Annotated in this window: 16 protein-coding genes; 11 read left to right on the top strand and 5 right to left on the bottom strand. The window is 45.6% G+C overall.

The window, feature by feature from the left end:
* Positions 1-102 precede the first annotated feature (102 nt).
* The 5 genes from pyrR to ECHVI_RS22680 all read left to right on the top strand — a co-directional run bounded on the left by pyrR (position 103) and on the right by ECHVI_RS22680 (position 6,500).
* Positions 103-657, top strand: a complete 555-nt coding sequence (pyrR, locus tag ECHVI_RS22700; RefSeq protein ID WP_015268351.1) for a bifunctional pyr operon transcriptional regulator/uracil phosphoribosyltransferase PyrR — start codon at positions 103-105, stop codon at positions 655-657.
* 2 nt (positions 658-659) lie between these two features.
* Positions 660-1,583 carry an aspartate carbamoyltransferase catalytic subunit gene (locus ECHVI_RS22695; protein WP_015268350.1) on the top strand — a complete coding sequence of 308 codons (924 nt, stop codon included), beginning with the start codon at positions 660-662 and terminating at the stop codon, positions 1,581-1,583.
* 181 nt (positions 1,584-1,764) lie between these two features.
* Positions 1,765-3,135, top strand: a complete 1,371-nt coding sequence (locus tag ECHVI_RS22690) for a cystathionine beta-synthase (RefSeq protein WP_015268349.1) — start codon at positions 1,765-1,767, stop codon at positions 3,133-3,135.
* Between the two features lie 129 nt (positions 3,136-3,264).
* Entirely contained in the window at positions 3,265-3,906 is a 642-nt protein-coding gene (locus ECHVI_RS22685) for a hypothetical protein (RefSeq protein ID WP_015268347.1), read from the top strand.
* Between the two features lie 44 nt (positions 3,907-3,950).
* On the top strand, positions 3,951-6,500 hold the full coding sequence (locus ECHVI_RS22680; protein WP_015268346.1) for a hybrid sensor histidine kinase/response regulator: 2,550 nt from the start codon (positions 3,951-3,953) through the stop codon (positions 6,498-6,500).
* 16 nt (positions 6,501-6,516) lie between these two features.
* Here ECHVI_RS22680 and ECHVI_RS22675 read toward each other — a convergent pair whose 3' ends face one another.
* Entirely contained in the window at positions 6,517-7,899 is a 1,383-nt protein-coding gene (locus ECHVI_RS22675; RefSeq protein WP_015268345.1) for a sigma-54-dependent transcriptional regulator, read from the bottom strand.
* Positions 7,900-8,263: 364 nt separating this feature from the next.
* A complete protein-coding gene (locus ECHVI_RS22670) occupies positions 8,264-8,650 on the bottom strand; it encodes a hypothetical protein (RefSeq protein WP_015268344.1) in 387 nt (128 codons plus the stop codon).
* Positions 8,651-9,133: 483 nt separating this feature from the next.
* On the opposite strand from ECHVI_RS22670, the gene murI reads away from it, so the two are divergent.
* From murI to ECHVI_RS22655, 3 genes are all read left to right on the top strand, one after another.
* Positions 9,134-9,940 (top strand): glutamate racemase, encoded by an 807-nt coding sequence (gene murI, locus ECHVI_RS22665; RefSeq protein ID WP_015268343.1) that lies wholly within the window; start codon positions 9,134-9,136, stop codon positions 9,938-9,940.
* Positions 9,941-10,202: 262 nt separating this feature from the next.
* Positions 10,203-12,086 carry an amidophosphoribosyltransferase gene (locus tag ECHVI_RS22660; protein WP_015268342.1) on the top strand — a complete coding sequence of 628 codons (1,884 nt, stop codon included), beginning with the start codon at positions 10,203-10,205 and terminating at the stop codon, positions 12,084-12,086.
* A 101-nt stretch (positions 12,087-12,187) separates the two neighbouring features.
* Complete coding sequence (locus ECHVI_RS22655; protein ID WP_015268341.1) at positions 12,188-13,240, top strand: M42 family metallopeptidase; 1,053 nt, start codon at positions 12,188-12,190, stop codon at positions 13,238-13,240.
* A 144-nt stretch (positions 13,241-13,384) separates the two neighbouring features.
* Here ECHVI_RS22655 and ECHVI_RS22650 read toward each other — a convergent pair whose 3' ends face one another.
* Positions 13,385-13,834 carry a hypothetical protein gene (locus ECHVI_RS22650; protein ID WP_015268340.1) on the bottom strand — a complete coding sequence of 150 codons (450 nt, stop codon included), beginning with the start codon at positions 13,832-13,834 and terminating at the stop codon, positions 13,385-13,387.
* Positions 13,821-14,426 carry an acyl carrier protein phosphodiesterase gene (locus ECHVI_RS22645; protein WP_015268339.1) on the bottom strand — a complete coding sequence of 202 codons (606 nt, stop codon included), beginning with the start codon at positions 14,424-14,426 and terminating at the stop codon, positions 13,821-13,823. The genes ECHVI_RS22650 and ECHVI_RS22645 overlap by 14 nt, the downstream gene beginning before the upstream one ends.
* Positions 14,427-14,498: 72 nt before the next feature.
* On the opposite strand from ECHVI_RS22645, the gene ECHVI_RS22640 reads away from it, so the two are divergent.
* Positions 14,499-16,430 carry an AAA domain-containing protein gene (locus ECHVI_RS22640; RefSeq protein WP_015268338.1) on the top strand — a complete coding sequence of 644 codons (1,932 nt, stop codon included), beginning with the start codon at positions 14,499-14,501 and terminating at the stop codon, positions 16,428-16,430.
* Positions 16,431-16,451: 21 nt separating this feature from the next.
* On the opposite strand, the gene ECHVI_RS22635 is transcribed toward ECHVI_RS22640, so the two are convergent.
* The gene (locus tag ECHVI_RS22635) at positions 16,452-16,994 is read right to left on the bottom strand and encodes a DUF4924 family protein (protein ID WP_015268337.1); all 543 of its coding nucleotides are present in this window, start codon (positions 16,992-16,994) and stop codon (positions 16,452-16,454) included.
* A 459-nt stretch (positions 16,995-17,453) separates the two neighbouring features.
* Between ECHVI_RS22635 and ECHVI_RS22630 the strand changes: the two genes are divergently transcribed.
* Both ECHVI_RS22630 and ECHVI_RS22625 read left to right on the top strand, forming a co-directional pair.
* Positions 17,454-20,510: a SusC/RagA family TonB-linked outer membrane protein gene (locus tag ECHVI_RS22630; RefSeq protein WP_015268336.1), complete on the top strand. Its 3,057-nt coding sequence runs from the start codon at positions 17,454-17,456 to the stop codon at positions 20,508-20,510.
* 23 nt (positions 20,511-20,533) lie between these two features.
* Positions 20,534-22,054, top strand: coding sequence for a RagB/SusD family nutrient uptake outer membrane protein (locus ECHVI_RS22625; protein WP_015268335.1), 1,521 nt, complete (start codon positions 20,534-20,536; stop codon positions 22,052-22,054).
* The last annotated feature ends 42 nt before the right edge of the window (positions 22,055-22,096 follow it).

Below are 22,096 nucleotides of genomic sequence, written 5' to 3'. Positions count from 1 at the left end.
GGTGAAGGGCCATGGTATTCCGGCGATGGATTGCCTTGATTTATCTGTTCGAAGCGGCTGAGGCTGACAATTTATTTCTATATTTGTGCTCAAATCACAGTTATGCAAAAAAGACTCGTCTTAGACCAAAAGCAAATTTCAATTATCCTGGACCGTTTCTGCTACCAGTTGATTGAAAATCACGATGATTTTGACAATACCGTACTGCTGGGACTTCAGCCAAGAGGGGTGATGGTGCTGGACCGACTGGAGAAGCGACTGGAGGAAATCAGCGGGGTGAAGGTGCCTTCTGGGTATTTGGATGCCACCTTCCATCGGGATGATTTCCGCAGGAGGAATATTCCGCTGAAAGCGAACGAGACTAAGATCAATTTTTTGATTGAAAACAAAAACGTGGTGTTGGTAGACGATGTACTTTTTAAAGGCAGGTCGGCCCGAGCGGCCATGGATGCCATGATTGCTTTTGGAAGGCCCAGGAAGGTAGAGCTGATGGTTCTGATAGATCGGAAATTTACACGTGATTATCCCATAAAGCCCGATTACTGTGGCCGGGAGGTCAATACGCTTGATAGCCAGTATGTCAGTGTGGAGTGGGCATTGAAAGGATTCGAGGAAGATGCGATTTGGATAACCGAAAAAGAAGAAGTTAAAAGCTAAGGATGCAACAGCTAAGTACCAAACATTTATTGGGTATCAAAGGATTGAATGAAGCAGATATCCAACTGATTTTCGAAACAGCGGACAATTTTAAAGAGGTTATCAACCGGCCGATCAAAAAGGTGCCATCGCTGCGGGACATTACCATTGCCAATGTGTTCTTTGAAAACTCCACTAGGACCCGGTTGTCCTTTGAACTGGCTGAAAAGCGGCTTTCTGCCGATGTGATCAATTTCTCATCCAGCAACAGCTCGGTCAAAAAAGGGGAAACACTGGTCGATACGGTAAACAATATCCTTTCGATGAAGGTGGACATGGTGGTCATGCGGCATAGCAGCCCGGGTGCTCCCCATTTTCTTTCACAAAATATCGATGCCAATATTGTCAATGCCGGAGACGGCACCCACGAGCATCCTACCCAAGCCTTGTTGGATGCTTTTTCCATCCGTGAAAAACTGGGAGATGTGGCCGGGAAGAAGGTGGCGATTATTGGTGATATCCTCCATTCAAGGGTAGCGCTTTCCAATATATTCTGCCTGCAAAAGTTGGGCGCAGAAGTAATGGTATGCGGTCCGATCACTTTGTTGCCAAAGTACATTTCGAGTCTGGGAGTAAAGGTGGAGTTAGATGTGAAAAAAGCACTGGAATGGTGTGACGTGGCCAATGTCCTGCGCATTCAACTCGAAAGGCAGCAGATTAAATATTTCCCATCCTTAAGGGAATATTCCCTTTACTATGGCGTCGATAAGAAGCTTTTGGATCAGTTGGATAAGGAAATAGTCATCATGCATCCAGGCCCCATCAATAGGGGGGTCGAGTTGAATTCAGATGTTGCCGACAGTGAGCACTCCATTATCCTCAATCAGGTAGAAAATGGGGTGGCCGTGCGAATGGCCGTGCTCTATTTGCTGGCAGGGGTAAAGTGATTTGACAGGAACCTAGAGAAAGTAAGTGCGGCCCATTGTAAATCGGCCGCTTTTTTTATACCAATTTTTGCGGGATTGGAACAAGATGTGCATAATGGTTATCGCACAGAAGAAAGTCGCACATCCACGTCCCAAAAGAAAAATATTTGTAAATTGTCCTAAAGAAATAACCCTTATAAAAATGATATACAACTCGATCATCGACACCATTGGAGACACTCCTTTGGTAAAGCTAAACCGTCTCAACAAAGGGATAAAGGGAACGATTTATGTGAAGGTAGAATATTTCAATCCTGGAAATTCGGTAAAGGACAGAATGGCGATCAAAATGATCGACGATGCCGAAAAAGCAGGAATACTAAAGCCAGGCGGAACCATTATAGAAGGAACCAGTGGCAATACCGGGATGGGCTTGGCCTTGGTAGGGATTGCGAGAGGGTACAAGTGTATTTTTACAATGGCCGATAAGCAGTCCAAAGAAAAAATAGATGTCCTCAAAGCCATGGGAGCAGAGGTGGTCGTTTGTCCTACCAACGTGTCCCCAGATGATCCGCGCTCCTACTATTCCGTAGCAAAAAAGCTCAATAAGGATATTCCCAATTCATTTTATCCCAATCAGTACGATAATCTTTCCAACTGGAAGGCCCACTATGAAACCACAGGTCCTGAGATTTGGAAGGATACAGAAGGGAAAATCACCCATTTTGCAGCAGGTGTGGGTACCGGCGGCACGATGAGCGGCACGGCCAAATACCTGAAAGAGCAAAACCCATCCATTGTGTCGGTGGGCATCGACACCTATGGTTCCGTTTTCAAAAAGTACAAGGAAACGGGGGAGTTTGATGAAAACGAAATTTATCCCTATCTCACCGAAGGAATTGGCGAGGATATTTTACCGGCCAATGTTGATTTTTCGATGATTGATCACTTTGTGAAGGTGACCGATAAGGATTCGGCCGTGATGACGAGGAGACTTTCCAGGGAAGAAGGACTGTTCGTGGGCTGGTCCTGCGGTTCTGCCGTCCATGGGGCCTTGGAGTATGCCCGGCAGCACCTAACGGAGCAGGATACCATGGTGATTATTTTGCCCGATCATGGTACCCGTTACTTGGGAAAGGTGTACAATGATGACTGGATGAAAAACCACGGCTTTTTGGAGGATACCACGTTTGGAACTGCCCGGGATATCATCTCCAGTCGTAATGGGAGCTATGAACTGGTGGTGGCCAAGAAAGGGGAGAAGGTCAAAGCGGCGATTCACCTGATGAACGAAAGGTCGGTTTCTCAGATCCCGGTCGTGGAAGACGGGAATGTGATCGGAAGCCTGACGGACACCAAATTGTTGACGAAGATCATTCAGAAGCCCGAGCTGAAGGATGCTCCGGTGGAGGAAGTCATGGAGGATTCGATGAAGTTTGTGGCATTGGACAGTACCTTGGACGTGTTGTCATCCATGGTGGACAAGGACAAGGCGGTCTTGGTCAGGGATGATCTACATCAGATTCACATCATCACCAAACATGACATTCTGGGAGCCATCACCAAAGGCTAGACGGTCCCTTTGCCCTAGAAAAGACATAAAGGTAGTGGCGTTAATGTGGTGATTATTTGGCGTAAAATAGTGATATTTAAATTTCATTAGAGATTTGCGCTTTCATTCTAGATCTATTTTCTATCACCTATGACAAAATTACACCTGAATAAACTCATTGAAAGAGGTTATGATTTTGATATTCAGACAGTTTTAGTAGAGGGGTGGTCGCTGTTTAAGCAGCAGCCCCTGTTTGCAGTGGGCTATACGGGCTTTGTGATTTCGTTAGAACTGTTGTTTCTGCTTTATCTTAAGGAGTACGCCCTGTTGTTCAGTGTGTTTTTGGCTGGGCCCTTGTTTTCTGGGTTTTACCTGGTGGCCAATAAGCTTAAAGCAGGAGAGCATATTGCCTATACTGATTTCTTTCAGGGTTTTACATACTATATCCCCATCATTTTGATCTGGCTGATTGGCCAAATATTGGTTTCTTTGGGACTGGTATTGTTTGTCGTGCCGGGAGTTTACCTGATGGTCGGGTATTCCCTGTCCATTTTGCTGCATATTTTTGCAGGGTTGGATTTTTGGGAATCCTTGGAATACAGTAGAAAAATCGTGACCAAAAACTGGTGGAAATTCTTTCTGTTGGTCCTTTCCTTGATACTCATCAATATCATCGGTGCATTGGTTTTCGTTGGGGTATTTGTCACCATTCCGGTATCATTTTTCACGGCATATTGCGCTTTCGAGGCAGTGACCGGCGACGTATTGGTCGAGGAAGTGGAGGAAGTTTAGCTGGTATTGTTTTTGTGTGAAACTTTGCTGAAATTCAGGATATTGTGAAATCGACAGAAACGACCCATAAGGCAAGGAAAAAGGTGATCATAGGATTTATGCTCGCCATTATGCTGGTACTGAGTGTAGGAGCGGTGACCTATTTCAGCCTTAACAGGCTTTTGGGTACCGTAGAGACACTTTCAGAACCAAGTGACCGCATGCAAGAGCTAAACGCCCTCCTTGCAGATGTGTACCAGTTGGATAAGGTAAAGGGAAATTTTGAACCTGAGAACGATACATCTGTTGCGGTCAACTACCTGGACAAGATCGAGAAAAAGCTGAATTACCTCGAGCAGTTTGCCAACGATACCGTTGAGCTCAACCACCTGAAGCAGATTAATTATAACATCAATGAGCTTGTGGTGGTGTACAATGGCCTTCGGGAGGTGAAGCATAATTTGATCAACAGGAATTTTAGCCGTGAGGCACTCAAGAACCTGGAGACCAAAATCAAGCGTCAGGAAGAGATCAACCGGTTACAGAACCTGGGTAAAATCCGCTTTGACCATAAGATACGGAGGGCCAAAGGAAGATTGGATTCTCCTGCCCAAAAGAAGGTCAGTGCAGAGGAGAAATTTAAGGATGGAAACCTGATGACCGAGGCGGAGGTAGAAAACTTGCGGGATATGTTCCAGCAGTTTAGGCCAAAAGTCGATGAGCAGGATACCATAAATGATGCCAGCACCAGCTATTCTGATTCGGTTTTATATGCCGTGAAGCAGTTTTTGGTCAATATCAATTATGAGGAACAGCACCTTCGCTCCAATTTGGCCCAATTGGAAAAGGAGCTAAACGAAAAGAACCGTGCACTTATCGAGGATACCCAGACGGTCATTTCTAACCTTCAGTACGATGCATTGGCGGAAGTGGAGCAGAAAAATGCTTCCCTTTATGACTTGGCATTTGATGTGGCCATATTGTTAGGGGTGATTATCTTTGTAGGTATCGTCGGGTCTTCGGCGTTTATCTATAGTATCCTTACCGAGATCAATAAAGACGAGAGCAAGCGTTTTGAACTGGAACGCGCCAAAGTCCGCTCGGATAAATTGGCCAAGGCCAAGCAGAACTTTTTGGCCAATATGAGCCATGAAATCAGGAATCCGCTGCATGCGATCCAGGGGTATAATGATGCCATTCGCAAGACCCCAATGACCAAAGATCAGGAAGATTATGTGAATATGGTGGGCTTTGCTGCTGACACCCTTTCAGGAATCGTGAACGATATATTGGATCTTTCCAAGCTAGAGGCCGGTAAGATCACCATAGAAAATGAACCTTTTAATCCACAAAAGCTATTCCGCGCGATCCAGAGTTCTTTCGAATTGAAAGCCAAGGAAAAGCAAATAGATTTTGTTTGGACCATCGACATACCGGAAGAGAAATGGTTTTCAGGCGATGAGCTTAGGATCCGGCAGATCCTCAATAACCTTATCAGCAATGCCCTCAAGTTTACCGAAGAGGGAATGGTAGCGGTGAAGGTTGCTTATGAGAAAAATTTTTTATGGGTCAATGTAAAGGATACCGGCATTGGCATGTCGGAGGAGTTTAAGGAAAATGTGTTCAAGGAGTTTAATCAAGGGGACGGCTCCATCAACCGTAAGTACGGCGGTACGGGTCTTGGACTGGCCATCGTGAAGCGGATGCTTGATTTGTTGAAAGGCAAAATTGAATTGGAAAGTAGTGTAGGGGAAGGTACCGAGTTTAAAGTGAAAATTCCTGTAAAACCTACTGAAGCAGCCGTGAAAGTGGAAGAAATCAGTAGTTGGTATGACCTTAGGGGAGTCAATATACTGTTGGTGGATGACGATTCAGTGGGGTTAAAATTTGCCAAACTCTTGCTTGAAAGCAATGGAGCAAAGGTTTATGATTACTTGGGCGGGGTAAAAGTCCGGGATGAATTTGAGCAGGTTCCTTTGGACTTGGCTTTGCTGGACGTGCAGATGCCTGAAGTGACCGGCTATGATACCCTGCGATTGATGAGGGGGAAATATGGATACACGGATTTGCCAGCAATAGCGATTACCGCTAATGTTTTTGCCAAGGAAAAAGATCAATTGTCAGATGCAGGCTTCGATGCCATCGTCCTTAAGCCCTTCAAAGAGGGAGATCTGGTCAAAAGGATTGGAAAAGTGCTTGAGCTGGAAACCATTTCCCATGAAGTCAATGGCTACTCCCATGCAGAATTGTTAGCCCAAGAGTCCCAATCATATTCCATTGCCGATATCTCAAAGTTCTGCATGAATGACGAGGAGATGGTCAAGGAAGTATTGATTGATTTTTGTTCCAGCACCAGTGCAGACCTAGTTGAATTGGATCAGGCATGTGTCCGTGGAGATTGGGAGGAATTAATGGAGATTGCCCACAAGCTGGGAAGTCGTTTGGGGCAATTAAAGATTAAAGCAAGTACCTTGGCAAGGGGACTGGAGTACGATTTGAAGGAAAATAATTTCAACAACGCAGCCACAATGGTGGAAAAGATAAAAAAAGAAACCCTTGTGGTGCTGGATCAAATCGTAGTAGATTTCCAGCTTTTTTCAAGGGTTCCCGATTGATAATTGATGGCCTAAATTAATCGATGCCGTATTTTTCTATTTTATTATAAAGTGTTTTGCGGTCAATGTTGAGGATTTTCGCGGCCTTGGACTTGTTGTGCTTGACCTCATTGAGCGTTTTGATGATCATGGCCTTTTCCTGCACTTCAAAGGATGATTTGAGATCGTTGGTATTGCTGTTTTGAGTACTTGAATTTTCGGGTAACAGCAGGTCTACCGGAAGGGATTCCTTTTGGATGTAATCATCGGTGGTCAAAAGCACAGCCCTTTTGATGATGTTCTTGAGTTCCCTTAAGTTTCCGGGCCAACTATAGGTTTTGAATATTTCCTTTACCTCTTCATTGAAACCAAGGATGTCTTTCCCGAGTGCTTGATTGGCGTCTTGAAGGAAAATGGCCGCATAATGGAATAAGTCTTCGCCCCTGTCACGCAAAGGAGTGGACTTAAGGCTGAATTCGTTTAGTCTATGGTACAAGTCTTCCCGGAATTCACCTTTCTTTGCGGCATTGGACAGGTCTTCGTTGGTGGCTACGATGATCCTGACATCTACTGGGATATCTTTGGTTCCTCCTATTTTTCTGATTTTCCGTTCTTGAATGGCACGAAGCAATTTGATCTGCACTTCATAGCTCAGGTTTCCGATTTCATCAAGGAAAATGGTCCCACCATTGGCCATTTCAAAGTTGCCGGTCTTATTGTCCAGTGCACCGGTGAAGGCACCTTTGACGTGTCCAAACAATTCACTTCCAGCAAGTTCTTTGGATAGGGCACCACAGTCGATGGCGACGAAAGGTCCGCCAGACCGTTTTGATTTTTCATGGATGCGTTTGGAAATAAATTCCTTTCCTGTTCCGCTTTCCCCAAGGACTACGACACTCATTTCCGTGGGGGCTACCAGTGAAATATACTGTTCCAGCTGGAGGGATTCGGGGCTTTTTCCGACCACATAGGCATCCCCAGCGGTGGTTTTGGAAGTTTTTTTGGGGCTTTTGGAAACCGCAGAAGCTTGATCTTCCGGGACACCTCTGGTAGGAGGGGATTTGAGCGCTTCGTTTACGGTGGTAAGCAGTTCGTCGGGATTGATAGGTTTGGTGATGTACTCTATCGCTCCGAGCTTCATGGAACGTACCGCCGTCCTAATGTCCGAATAGTTTGTGATGAGGATGACCCTTGTGTTCTTTTTGTTATGGACAATGTTTTCTAGTACTTCCATTCCCGTTCCATCCGGTAACCGATAATCAGTGATGATCAGGTCATAGGGTTTCTTGTCCAACATCACAAACGCCTCGTTGATCTTAGAGGTTTGGTCCACCTCGTAATCGTGTTTCTCAAGAAAATTTTTGATGATTTTGGAATAGGTCAAATCATCTTCAATCAGAAGTATCTTTGCATTTGCCATAAGTCAACTATTCTATAAAAGGTAAACACAGCTGAAACTGTGCCATAAATTAAACCTTGCCTTATTTCGTACTTGTTGGTGAGTTAGCGTCAATTAATCTCCAAGGCAATGAATTGTGCGATTTTTATTATGGAAGATTATATCTGCTAAAGTAATTAATATTTTTATAAGCTTTTAATAAAAAAATATGGCTTTTTTTACGAAAAGGTGGTCAGTTATCTACTTATGAAAATTATTGCTCTTTACAGCATGAAATTTGTTATTTTTACGTTTTACTGTTGAGAATATTTTTTTATTAAAATTGAAATAGTTTTAATGCTGCTCCTAAACGTAGGACTGATCATAATAAAATAAACGATCGAAATTACTTTTTTGGCTGTTTATTAAGGGGTTGAGCTACCTCGATAGGCTGACTGTCATAGGGAATAAGACGGCCGGATTCGTTAAATTTTGCCCTGATGATGAATTTTTCTTCGTCTTCAAATGCCAAGCTGTAAACAGCCCCATGTCCACTGGAAACTTTGGTGGCTTTGATCAATTTCATTTCAGCGAAAACACTGTTTTGATCGAGGGAATTGATAACGGGGGATGGCAAGTTTCTGTACTCGATGACTTTGGAGGATACCTGCGTTTGGGGTGGACAGTTTTCAGCTGGGATCGAGGCGGAAGAATGATGGGCAGTGGATGGAGATTCACCGCATCCCACCATAAGGAATAAACAAAGGAGATATGTGAGAAATGACCATTTCATAGTAATAGTAATTTAGGTACTTTGATCGAACCGGATGGCTTTGGTGATTCAGTAAGTAAGCACTATTATAATTGAGCCAAAATCAGACCATTCCTGGTTAAATGTGTTGAAAGCCACGTTTTTAGCTTGTTTTCACCAATTGTTGGGAATATAATGAGGTGATAATCCCCAAAATGTAGATTTACCAAATGCCGAGGGGGCAGTTGCAGTTGTGCTCCAATTATTTTAACTTGGCTTTCATCTTAATTAAAACAATAACTCTTTGCTTGCAATTTTCCCTCAGGCACGTGCGCTTGAGGGATCTTTTTTTATAGTTTTGTGGACAATTAGCATTGTTTTCATTTAGTGGTTATCCGTATCCATTTCAGAAGGCCTATCATCCGAAATCGTTCAAGTGGTGCTTAGGGGACTTGCTTGATAAGTTTGGTATGGCTTCAATAGGTATTGGGGTAATCAAATCGATTAATCTAAGGTTTGACGTTTATGCAGGAAAGTTCTCCCATAGGGATTTTTGATAGCGGTATTGGCGGTTTGACCGTCGCCAGGGCGGTAAAGAAAGTGCTGCCCGAAGAGCAATTGGTATATTTTGGTGATACGGCCCATTTGCCTTATGGAGATAAAAGTACTGCGGCCATTCAAGCCTATGCCGTAAAAATTGCCGATGTATTGTTAAAGGCCAATTGCAAATTGATCCTGATCGCCTGTAATTCGGCTTCCACGGCAGCCTACGAGTTGGTAAAGGCATATGTGGCTTCCCGGGCAACGGTTTTTGATGTCATCGAGCCAGTGGTGCAATACGTAGGGCAGCACCTTGCCGGAAAGCGTGTAGGGCTGATAGGGACCAAGCAAACGGTCAACTCAGGAGTCTATCGTCATAAAATCGAGGGGTTGGACAAGGGTGTGTCCTTTTCGGCGCTGGCCACCCCGTTATTGGCCCCGATGATCGAGGAGGGCTTTCACAGCAACCGAATAAGCAAAGAGATCATCAAAAGCTATTTGGACGATGAGGAACTCAAGGGGATCGATGCCCTGATTTTAGGCTGTACCCATTACCCTTTGATAAAGCCACAAATAGATGAACTTTATGGGGAAAAGGTGGCCGTGATCGACAGTTCTGAGATGATTGCTGAGGCGACGAGGGCATACCTGAAAGGGAAGGGATTGCTGAACCAAGGTGCGAAAGGGAAGGATCGTTTTTTGGTGTCAGACTATACCGCTTCATTCGAAAGTACCACTAAATTGTTTTTTGGCAGGGAAGTAAACTTAGAGAAGTATCCGCTGTGGGAGTGATGACACTGGTTTAAAGTACTATTTTAAAAAATCAGGTTACGGAATAATTATTTTTAGGTTAGCCTTTTGTTTGTAGGTTGATTTTTAAGTTGATAGGATTATTGTGAAATATTATTTTTTTTAGCAAAGTGTTTTTAAAGACAAATTTTGTAAAAAGGAATTTTTCTTTTTTAAAATGGGTTGTTAAAGCCCCGAGACATTTGGGAGAAAGTGATAAAAAAGGTTTAACTTTGTTGCTTAAAATACTACTTGCAAATACCCGATGAGTGATCAAATCAAACACGAATGCGGCATAGCCATGGTCAGGCTCCGCAAGCCCCTTCAATACTATATTGATAAATATGGTACACCCATGTATGCTGCAAACAGGCTGTATGTGCTAATGCAGAAACAAATCAACAGGGGCCAAGATGGTGCTGGGATTGCCAACATTAAGATAAACAGCAAGCCCGGTACCCGGTACATCAGCCGGTACAGGTCTGTGGATCCGCAAGCAGTCAACTACATCTTCGGAAAAGTGGCCAAGAAATTTCGGAAAGCCAAAAAGCTCGGTGGAGAAGAAGGACTGAAGAATGCCGACTGGATCAAGGACAATGTGGCCTTTTCAGGTGAAGTGTGGTTGGGGCATTTGAGGTATGGCACGCACGGGGAAAACAGCATAGAAACCTGCCATCCGTTCTTGAGACAGAATAACTGGAGAAGCCGGAACCTGGTGATGGCGGGGAACTTTAACATGACCAATGTGGAGGAGCTGTTTGGAAAGCTGGTAGAGCTGGGACAGCACCCAAAAGAAAAGACCGATACGGTGACCGTGATGGAAAAGATCGGACACTTCGTAGATGAGGAAAATCAACGGATTTTCAACAAGTATAAAGATGAGTACAGTAATAATGAGATCACGGAAGTGATCGAGCGGGAATTGGATGTGGCGAGGATACTGAGGAGATCCTGCAGGGATTTTGACGGTGGTTATGCCATGGCCGGAATCATTGGAAACGGAGCCAGTTTCGTCGTACGAGATCCTTCTGGCATCCGGCCGGCCTATTATTATGCCGATGATGAAATTGTGGTGATTGCTTCCGAGAAGCCGGCCATCAAGTCTGCTTTTAACATTGACTATAATTCCATTCAGGAAATCAAGCCCGGACATGCCCTGATCGTCAATAAAGACGGTTCATTCGGAGAGCATGAAATCCTTTCCGCACTGGAGAAAAAGTCTTGTTCGTTCGAACGCATTTATTTTTCAAGGGGAACCGACCCGGATATTTACAGGGAGAGAAAACAACTCGGAAAAGCCCTGATACCCCAGATTCTCAAAGCCATCGATTTTGACCTGAAAAACACCGTTTTTTCATACATTCCCAATACAGCAGAAACAGCTTTCCTTGGCCTTATCGAAGGGCTTGAAGATTACCTCAGCGCCAAAAGAAGGGAGATTCTCTTGGAAGGAAAGCCGCATTTGGAAAACATAGAGGACCTGCTCAGCTTCAGGCCGCGGGTGGAGAAGTTGGTCAACAAAGATGTCAAGCTAAGGACCTTCATTACCAACGATAATGACCGTGATGTGATGGTGGCCAATGTTTACGACACGACTTATGAAGTGATCCGCTCGGGTGTGGATACCATTGTGGTGCTGGATGACAGCATTGTACGGGGGACGACGCTGGAGAAGAGCATTCTGACCACCTTGGACAAATTAAAGCCAAAGCGCATCATTGTCGTGTCTTCGGCACCGCAGATCCGCTATCCGGACTGTTATGGTATTGACATGTCCAAGATGCGGGAATTTATCGCTTTCAGGGCTGCGCTTAAACTGTTGGAAGAAACCGGCCAGCAGTACATACTGGATGAAGTATATGATAAATGTGTGGCTAATCCCGATGCGGAGGAGAATTTTGTAAAAGATATTTACAGCCAATTTACGCCACAGCAGGTCTCTGACAAAATAGCCGACATCATTACCATGGACCAAATCAATGCGGAGGTCAAGGTGATCTATCAAACGGTAGAGAACCTGAACAAGTCCTGTCCAGAGCATTTGGGAGATTGGTATTTCACGGGGAATTTCCCGACAGAGGGCGGCATGAAAGTGGTCAATAAATCCTTTGTCAACTTCATGGAAGGAAAGGTCGTCAGGGCCTACTAGACAAACGTTCAAAATATAATCAAAAAGGCCGTCATTCTGATGGCCTTTTTGTATTTTCAGCCTGCCGATTTTAAAAGAAGAAACCATTAAAAGATAAACCTATGAATATCAATACAGGACTGTTGAAGCAAATTTGTGAAGTGGCCGGTGCACCTGGTTTTGAAAAGCGAATCAGGGAATTGGTCATCAAGGAAGTGACGCCTCTGGTAGATGAGGTGAAAGTAGACAATATAGGCAATGTGATCGCGATCAAAAAAGGGAGCAAAAATCCTGATGGCAAGCGCGTGATGGTGGCGGCCCATATGGATGAAATAGGCTTTATCGTTACGCACATCGACGACAATGGCTTTTTGCGGTTTCATACCTTGGGAGGATTCGATCCCAAGACCCTCACTGCCCAACGGGTCATTGTGCATGGCAAAAAGGATTTGGTAGGGGTGATGGGCAGCAAACCCATCCATGTCATGACACCAGAGGAAAGAAACAAGCTTCCTAAGACCACCGATTATTTTATAGATCTGGGGATGAGCAAGGAAGAGGTGGAAAAATACGTGCAAGTGGGAGATTCTGTGACCAGGGATCGCGAGCTGATCGAAATGGGCGATTGTGTAAACTGTAAGTCCATTGATAACAGGGTGGCAGTTTTTATTTTGATCGAGGCCTTAAAGGCTATCGAAAATCCACCTTATGATGTCTACGCCACTTTTACCGTTCAAGAGGAAGTAGGCCTCCGCGGAGCCAATGTCGCGGCCCATGGTGTCAATCCTGATTTTGGCATTGCCTTGGATACGACCATTGCGTTTGATGTGCCCGGAGCTTCTCCGCATGAAAAGGTCACCGAGCTTGGAAAAGGAACTGCCATAAAGGTAATGGATGCCATGACCATTTGTGATTACAGAATGGTAGACTTTATGAAAAAGACAGCTGACGGCCATCAGATCAAGTGGCAGCCTGAGATCCTTACCGCAGGCGGCACGGATACGGCAGGAGTGCAGCGTATGGGGAAACAGGGCGCGATTGCCGGAGCAATATCCATTCCCACCAGGCATATGCACCAAGTCATTGAAATGGCACATAAGCATGATATTGCCGCAAGCATCAAGCTGCTAAATGCCTGTTTGGAAAACCTTGATCAGTACGATTGGAAGCATTGAAATGAGATGTCAGTATCAAGAAGTGGGTCGGGACAGCGAAATGGGATATCCTGCCATTAATGTCCCGATCATTTCTTCGATATTCAATCTTCTATTTCGCCATTGCTTCGTCTTCGTACTTTATACCTTGTACTTGATACTATCTCAGCCCTTTACCTTTTTCTTGGGGACTTTTTTGATCAGGTATTTGTAGAGTTCGATGTAATTGACATGCTCATGGTTGCTGAGGCTGATAGATCTTTTGTCATCAAATACGATGGTCAATTGCCTGAATTCTTTTTTATTGGTGTGGACGATTTCTTCCTGCCAAGCTAGCACGTCCGCTATGGCATAGTCTTTTTTCATTCCCCTGAGGGGCAGTCTTACCATGATCTTTCCTTTTCCTGCTGATACGAACCGGTATCCGGCCATCATCTTCACCAACAGCATGAGCAGGACCACGGTTAGGATACTGGCGCTGATCAGGTAAAAGGCCAAGCCATAGGTTCTTACCGTGCTAAAATCGTGAAGGATATAGCTCAGGCCTGCAAAGAGGATAGCGACGACAATCCCCAAAGAAATATATGTGGACCGTTTTGGTTTACAATGAATCATAGTCTTTGCTTAGTTCCTCCAGTTTTTGCTTGGAGAAGGTGATCAAATCTGGGAAGAAGCGGTCAAAATATCCCTTTAGCGTTTTTTCATGTTGCTGGAGGAACAAATGGGCAGATCCCATGTTGGATTCAAAAGTAGTAAGTTTGGAAATACCTGTCAAGGTTGATTTCATGCCATCCAAGGTGCCATAGGCGACCAGCCAATCGCCTTTTTTCATGTGGCGGAATAGTTGTAGAAAACTTTTGGGGAGTTTTTGCTTGTTTTGGTCCACCAGTGCATAGACCTGCTGTGAAAATTCCTGTATACTTCTGTCGTCATACGCTTTCCAGTGTTTGCTCAAGAAGTAATCAAAATAGACATCGGTAATGACCAGGGAATAGCGTTTGTAGAGGGGCTTGAGCATTTCCTGGGCTTCCTTTACCACGGGATGAGTGTCTGTGAAATGGTCAATTTCCCTGTGCAGGTGGATGCCTATGGCGATTTCAGGCTCAAACTGCTCGTCCACATTGCCGCGTACAAAGTCCCCGATAAAGTTTCCGAGCAAAACCTTAGGCTGGTCAAATGATAGATATGCGTGTGCCAAAAAGTTCAATGTTGAAAAACGTTTAGATGCCTGAAAACTCGGTTTAATTACATTAGTTTTGAATATTAAAAATAACCATTGATGTCGAGAATACAGGAAGAATTAAAAATAACTTTACAACTTTTAAAGAAAGAGTGGAAAGAAGACCTGGAGCAATACCGGGCCAAAACCCTCAGTGCTTCGGTCGCCGATAAGCAGAAGGAAGGGATCTGCTGGTATCCCGTGCAGCTGGTGAAGACGAAGGTAGGGCTGGGAGACCGGTTGATTGTGGAGGTGGAAAGAGCAGACACCCGGCTTTCGCATGGCTTCCAATCAGGAAAAACCGTTTCCTTGTTCTCTAATTTTTCTGATGGTGCTCCCTTGCGCACCAATGGTGTGGTGAATATGGTGAAGAAAAACACCATGGTGGTTACCTTGATGGGCCATGAATGGCCGGATTGGCTCCATGACGGCAAACTTGGTGTTGACCTGCATTTTGATGAAGCCAGTTACCGAGAGATGGAGTATGCCGTACAGCAGGTGATCAAGGCGGGCGAAGGCCGATTGGGGCAGTTGAGAAATGTCCTTTTAGGGCAGGAAAAGGCTTCTTTTGTTAGAGGATTGCCCAAGTCAGTGGAGGCGCCTCATCTAAACCACAGCCAAGTGGAGGCGGTGGAAATGGTGTTGGCAGCCCAAGAGGTGGCCTTGGTGCACGGCCCTCCCGGGACAGGCAAGACCACGACCATGGTGCAGGCCATCGAGGAAACCTTACGGTCACATCGACAAGTGTTGGTGTGTGCCCCCAGCAATGCTGCAGTGGACCTGCTGGTCGAAAAACTCCTTGCCATAGGCCTTTCCACATTGCGCATTGGGCATCCGGCAAGGGTGGACGACGAATTGTTGGAGCAGACGCTGGATGCCAAAATAGCCCAGCACAGTAGTTTTAGGGATTTGAAGAAATTGCGCAAGGCAGCAGAGGAATACCGTAAACTGGGAAGGAAATATAAGCGGAATTTTGGTGCTGCAGAGCGGCAGCAGCGGAAGCAGTTGTTTGCAGAGGCTTCCAAGGTAAAAGAGGCTGCCAGGCATTTGGAGGACTATATTCTTTACGATGTATTCCAACAAAACCAAGTCATCGCCACCACGCTCGTCGGGGCCAATCACCCCGTGCTGAAAGGGATGGCGTTTCCGGTGGTATTTATCGATGAGGCTGCACAAGGACTTGAGCCTGCCACATGGATTCCGGTATTAAAAGCCCAAAAAATAGTGATGGCTGGGGATCACTGCCAGCTTCCCCCGACCATCAAGTCCTATGAGGCGGCGAAGGACGGTCTCAGTGAAACCCTTTTTGAAAAAGTGATTCAGCGGCAACCAGAAGCCAGTCGTATGCTCAGGGTCCAGTACCGGATGCCGGAACTTATCATGCGGTTTTCAAGTGAGTATTTTTACCACGGACAATTGGAAGCGGCCGCTTTGACCGATGAACATTTTCTGGGCCATGACGAAAGGGTGATGGCGTATATCGATACGGCAGGTAGCGGCTTTGGTGAACACCTGGAAAAGGATTCGTTGAGTAAGCTGAATACAGATGAGGCACGCTTTGGGCTGGGGATGTTGGAGAAGCTGGTGGAAAAAATTGGGGTGTCAACTTTTAAGGAAAAGGCTTTTACCATTGGGGTTATTTCGCCCTATAAGGCCCAAGTCAAGAAATTGGCAGAGCTGATGGAAGAAGGAAGCGAGTATGAAAACTTGAGGCAGTTGTCGGATCATGTCACCATTGGCACGATCGACGGTTTCCAAGGGCAAGAGAGGGATGTGGTCCTGATCAGCATGGTGCGGTCAAATGACGAAGGGGAAATCGGGTTTTTGGCCGATACCAGACGCATGAACGTAGCCCTCACGCGAGCCAAGCGGAAATTAATGGTCGTCGGGGACAGTGGCACCTTGAGCACCCATCCATTTTACCAAAAATTTTTGGATTTTGTCAATGATAACGGGCTTTACAGCAGTATCTACGAGTATATGGAGTTTTAGCGCAGGTGAAATGCGCTAGATTTATCCTTGTGGCACTTGTCTATTACGGTCCATATAAACAAGGTTGAGGTAGCTCAATACCTTTCCAAATGCTTGCGCAGCTTTTTCTTGTTCCGAGGTGAGTTTTTTACCGGTCAGGCGGCACAATAAGAGCCCGTATACACCATTGATGCAAATTTGGATCTCGTGTCCAATGTCCTGGCCTTCTGCTGCCATGATGGAGGCAATTACGTGAGGCTTCGCTTCATTGTATATGGAAAAATAGTCTTTGTCAGTCTTTAACAATTCCCAGTGGATTTCTGCCAGTTTTTGGACTTCCTGTTGGGTGGCTTTCAGGTGTCCTGTTTCCTGAATGCCCTCTTCCTGCATATCCTTTGATAACGTTTCAAACCATCCGGTGATTTCTTTTTTTTCATCCGGTGTCACTGGATAGTGGGAAACCACATACTGACTTACTTCGTCCATGTTGAATTGGTAGGAACGGAGCAGGTCTTCCATTTGGTACATGTACACAATGTATTCGCCTATGTTTTGCTGCTTTTTCTTTGCGGCCAATTTTTTCATGAGAAGGTCTTTGTGGTAAGGGTGCAAAGATAACAATGCTGTGATGATTTTCCATGGACATGGCGATGATTGGACGAGAGAGGCAAGAGGATGGTTTTGTCCCCCAGTGCTTGGGAGGACTTTTAACAATATAATGGGACTTATAGAAATCGGTTGTAATTATGCTCTGTGGAACATGCTTTAAAGGTGTTATAAGAGGTTTGTTTTGAGTTTAAATGGTTTTGTGAGTGGGTTATAAAAATTTCATAAGGATGTTACATGTTGTTTTTGTAAATTTTATTCCAAAAAATAGTAATAAATATAGTATGGTATCGATTTCATAAATCCAATTATGATATGAATTATAATATTAATGTTTTTATAATTTGATATTTGTCTGATTACGTGTAATTTAGGGTATAATAGTATTAAAATGATTCTTGTTTAGAAAAAGAATCAACCCCTAATTAACCACACCGTATGACCCTATCTATCAACCCAAGAAAACCGGTGCGCTACCAAAAGGGAATTTGGAAGCTGGCCACCTTAATTATTTTTATTGGCTGTTTTTCCGGAAACGTTTCCGCCCAAGACCTGATCATTACAGGAACAGTAAGAGCCCCAACTGGAGAGCCTTTGCCAGGTGCAAATGTCTCTGTAAGAGGTACCACCCAAGGATCCATTACCAATCTTGACGGCGAGTTTAGTATTGAAGTGCCTTCTCGGGAATCCCTTCTCGTTTTTTCTTTTATTGGTTATGCTAGCCATGAGATGAAAGTAGGTAATCAGACCACTATTAATGTGGTTCTTGAGGAGAATCTTTCTGCATTAAATGAAGTCGTTGTAGTGGGATATGGTTCGCAGGAGCGGGCAAAAGTTACCGGAGCGATATCCTCGGTGAGCGCCGAAGAGATCAGGGAATTGCCGGTTCCAAATTTGGCTTCGGCCATGCAGGGAAGGGCAGCTAACGTGTCCGTAACCAATGCCGGTGCCCCGGGAGCTGATCCGGTGGTGCGAATTCGGGGAATAGGCACCGTTGGTAATAATGACCCGTTATATGTTATCGATGGGATGCCGGCAAGTGGGTTGAATCAGATCAATCCTGCTGATATCGAGTCGATTGAAGTGTTAAAGGACGCCTCTACGGCTGCCATTTACGGATCCCGTGCCGCCAATGGTGTAGTCTTGGTAACCACTAAGAAAGGTAACAAGGGCAAACCGAAAGTCTCCTTGGACGCTTATTATGGCGTCCAAAATGCCTGGAAGACCTTGGATTTGCTAAATGTAGACCAATACCTTGATTTCGGACGTGAACTTTTGACCAATTCAGGGGATGATATCCCACAACGTTTTAATGATTTGGGTGAATTTGCCAATGTCCGTACCGATTGGCAGGATGAGATGTTCCAATCTGCCCCGATCCAGGATTATAACGTCAGTGTTTCCGGTGGAGGGGAGAGCAGTCTATACAATATTTCCATGGGGTATTTTGCCCAAGATGGGATTATGAAAGGGGTAGACTTCGAGCGGGTTTCCTTCCGGGCGAATACTCAGTTTGATCTTGGCGATAGGGTGTCTGTAGGGCAAACCCTTACCGTGTCTTATACCAATCGAAATGACGAGCCATTCAGCGGAGGACGAAGCCAGATGGAGCATATGGTCAAGATGGTTCCTTATATTCCTGTCAGGGATCCCAGCAGACAGGGAGGTTTTAGGGCTACGGATACCGAGGATGGTTCGGATCCGGAAAACCCAGTGCTGAACGCAGCGCTCAAACAGGACCGGTACCAGGATTTTAAGATCTTGGGCTCTGCCTATATTGATGTGAAAATACTGGAGGGCTTTCATTATAAATTTATGACGGGCCTTGACATTACCACAGGGCAGCGAAATGAATATACGCCCATGTTCAATGCGGGCGATTTTATGTTTCAGGTATTTGCCGCCATCAGCCAAACCCGAAATTCTTACGTATCCCCACTTTTTAGCAATCAGTTTTCCTATAACAAAGATTTCGGAGGACACCATTTGGACTTGCTGGGTGTGATAGAAAAGCAGACGTTCATTTCATCATCCCTTACGGGATCGGGCCAAAATGAACTGACCAATGATGTCAGGGAGCTACAAGGGGTCCAAAACCAGGTCACGACAAGTGAGAAAACCGAGTATGGGCTGATTTCCTATGTTGGTCGTGTCAATTATGATTATAAACAGCGGTACCTGCTGAGTGCAAGCATCCGCCGGGATGGGGGATCACGATTCGGACCAGATAACAAATGGGGGATTTTCCCTTCTGTATCTGCCGGTTGGCGAATCAGTGAGGAAGGGTTTATGCAAAGCGCCGGAGCCATCAGTGATTTGAAGTTGAGGGCGAGCTATGGAGAGACCGGAAATGACCGGATAGGTGATTATGTATATCAAGCGACCATCAATTCCAATATGTTCTACAACTTCAACGGAACCCTCGCGGGAGGCAGCACGATCAATGCCTTGGCAAATGAAGACCTGAAGTGGGAAACGACCATTATGAAGAATATCGGGTTGGATCTGGGGATTTTGAATGATCAGATCACCTTTACTGCGGAATGGTTTGACAACAAGACAGAGGACATGATCCTGGGAGTGCCCGTGCCGCCTTCTTTAGGGTTTGATGTAGCGCCGGTGGCCAATGTGGGGACGGTTAGAAATCGTGGAATGGAGTTTACCGCGGGCTATCAAAAGAAGACCGGGAGTTTCCAGTTTGGCGTCAATGGTAATATTGGCTTTGTCAATAATGAATTGATATCCCTTGGATCGGGAAATTCAATTTTTGGCCCGGCTTTCCAAGGGGATCCCATGACCTATACGGAAGAAGGTAAGCCTATCGCTTATTTTTACGGATGGGAAGTGGAAGGGATTTTCCAAACCGGCGAGGATACCAGCCAACAGCCCAATGCCCAAGCAGGGGATATCAAGTTCAAGGATATCAACGGCGACGGGGTCATTGGTGCAGATGACCGAACCAATCTGGGGCACTATATGCCGGATTTTACCTATGGCCTAAATTTTAATGCCAATTTCAAGAATTTTGATCTATCTCTTTTTCTCCAAGGGGTGCAGGGAAATGAGATATACAGCAATATCCGGTTCCATACCGAAGGGATGAGCAGGCTGTTCAATGCCAGCACGGTGGTATTGGACAGGTGGACCCCAAACAATACACAGACAGATGTGCCTAGGGCGGTTTCGGGAGATCCGAATGGCAATGCCCGGGCAAGTTCGCGGTGGGTGGAAGACGGTTCCTATGCCCGTTTAAAAAACCTGTCTTTGGGCTATACGGTTCCAGATGCTTTTTTACAGTCCATAGCAAAAAACAGTATATCCAATTTGCGGATTTATGTTTCGGCACAAAACCTTTTTACGATTACGGATTATTCTGGATATGATCCAGAGATTGCTGTGCGAACTGAAATCGACCAGTCCTTAGGGATGGGGATAGATTTTGGGCAGTTTCCTGCTGCCAGGACATTTCTCGGAGGAATCCAGCTAACTTTCTGATCATCTAATAATTGAAAAGCACCATGAGACTTAAACCATATATCCTAATTGTTTTACTGATGGCTTGGGCACAGTCCTGTAACGAGGAGAAGCTAAACCCGGTCAATCCTAATGAGCTTTCTACCGAGACGTTTTATAAGACGGGGCCGCAATATGTGGCGGCCGTCAATGCAGCCTATGCAGCCTTGCAGGCCAATGATCTTTACAATCGTGAGTACTTCTTTATCCAGGACTTACTGTCGGATGATGTGGCTTCAGGAGGAGCCCAATTAGAGGCACACCGGGCCCGGGTATTGAATCATGTATTTGACGGTTCCAATTCCTTGGTGTTGGCCAATTGGAGGGGCTGGTACCGGGTCATCCAGCGGGCCAATCTGGTCATTGCGAATGTGGATCAGCCACAAGAGGACATCTCCGAAAACCTCCGTGACAGGGTGCTCGGCGAAGCGTATTTCCTCCGTGGTCTGGCATATTATGAATTGAGTACGCTGTGGGGAGGAGTGCCCTTGATGACGGTTTCTGCTACAGGTCCTGATGGAGCTCCCAGGGCCAGTCAGGAAGATTCTTACCAGCAGGTAATCGATGACTTGACCGCTGCCATTGGTCTTCTGCCGCCTAAAAGTACCTATTCCGGTGCGGATGTGGGCAGGGCGTCCATTGGGGCTGCTCAGGCCGTGCTGGCGAAGTTACATTTGTTCCGAGGAGATTTTGCGGCAGCCAAGCCCCTTTTACAGGCCATTATTGATTCGGGTGAATATCGGCTAGTGGATCGCTACTTGGATAATTTTGAAGAGGAAAATGAGAACAATGCGGAGTCCCTTTGGGAGGTGCAGTTTTCAGAAGATTTTGGAACCGACGGAGGATGGAATGCCGATGGAAATGGCATTGCAGAAGTGACCTTTCGGGGACAAGAGTATGGCCCTACCGCGTGGCGAAACATTATTCCTAACCCTACATTGGTTGCTGAATTTGAGCAGGAGTCCAACGGAGCGGAAAAGGATGACCCTCGGTATGGGTATACCTTGTACAGTTTGGGAGATACGTTCAATAACGGAGAAAGTGTGCTTTCGGAAGATAATGTCCAAGGCAATACGTCGGTGCCCAGCTGGAGAAAATACCAAATGATCTATAAAAGAGAGGCAGAGAATACCCAATCCGGCATCAATTTCAGGGTGATACGCTATGCAGATGTACTGCTGATGATGGCTGAGGTGGAAAATGAAACCAGTGGGCCTGCGTCGGCATTGCCTTATATCAATCAAGTGCGCGCCCGGGCGGATGTAGCCATGCCTCCCTATCCAACAGCCCAATATCCAACAGGTACACAGGAAGAAATGCGCAGGGCCATTCAGCACGAGCGGAGGGTAGAGCTGGCCGGAGAACAAATTCGTAATCGTGATATCCGCCGATGGAGGAGGATGGGATATCTAGAAAATGAACCTATTCCCGTGTACTCCGACCGATATGACCTGCTGCCGATCCCTTTGTCCGAAATTGATAATAACAGTGCGTTGACCAACGAAGATCAAAACCCCGGGTTTTAAGCGTAAAGGCATCATGGGGTGTCCTGGGGAAGGCTGGATCAT

It is taken from the genome of Echinicola vietnamensis DSM 17526, from assembly GCF_000325705.1.
Taxonomy (GTDB): Bacteria; Bacteroidota; Bacteroidia; order Cytophagales; family Cyclobacteriaceae; genus Echinicola; species Echinicola vietnamensis.
The sequence above is the reverse complement of the archived record's forward strand: the minus strand, read 5'-3'. Positions and strand labels throughout refer to the sequence as shown.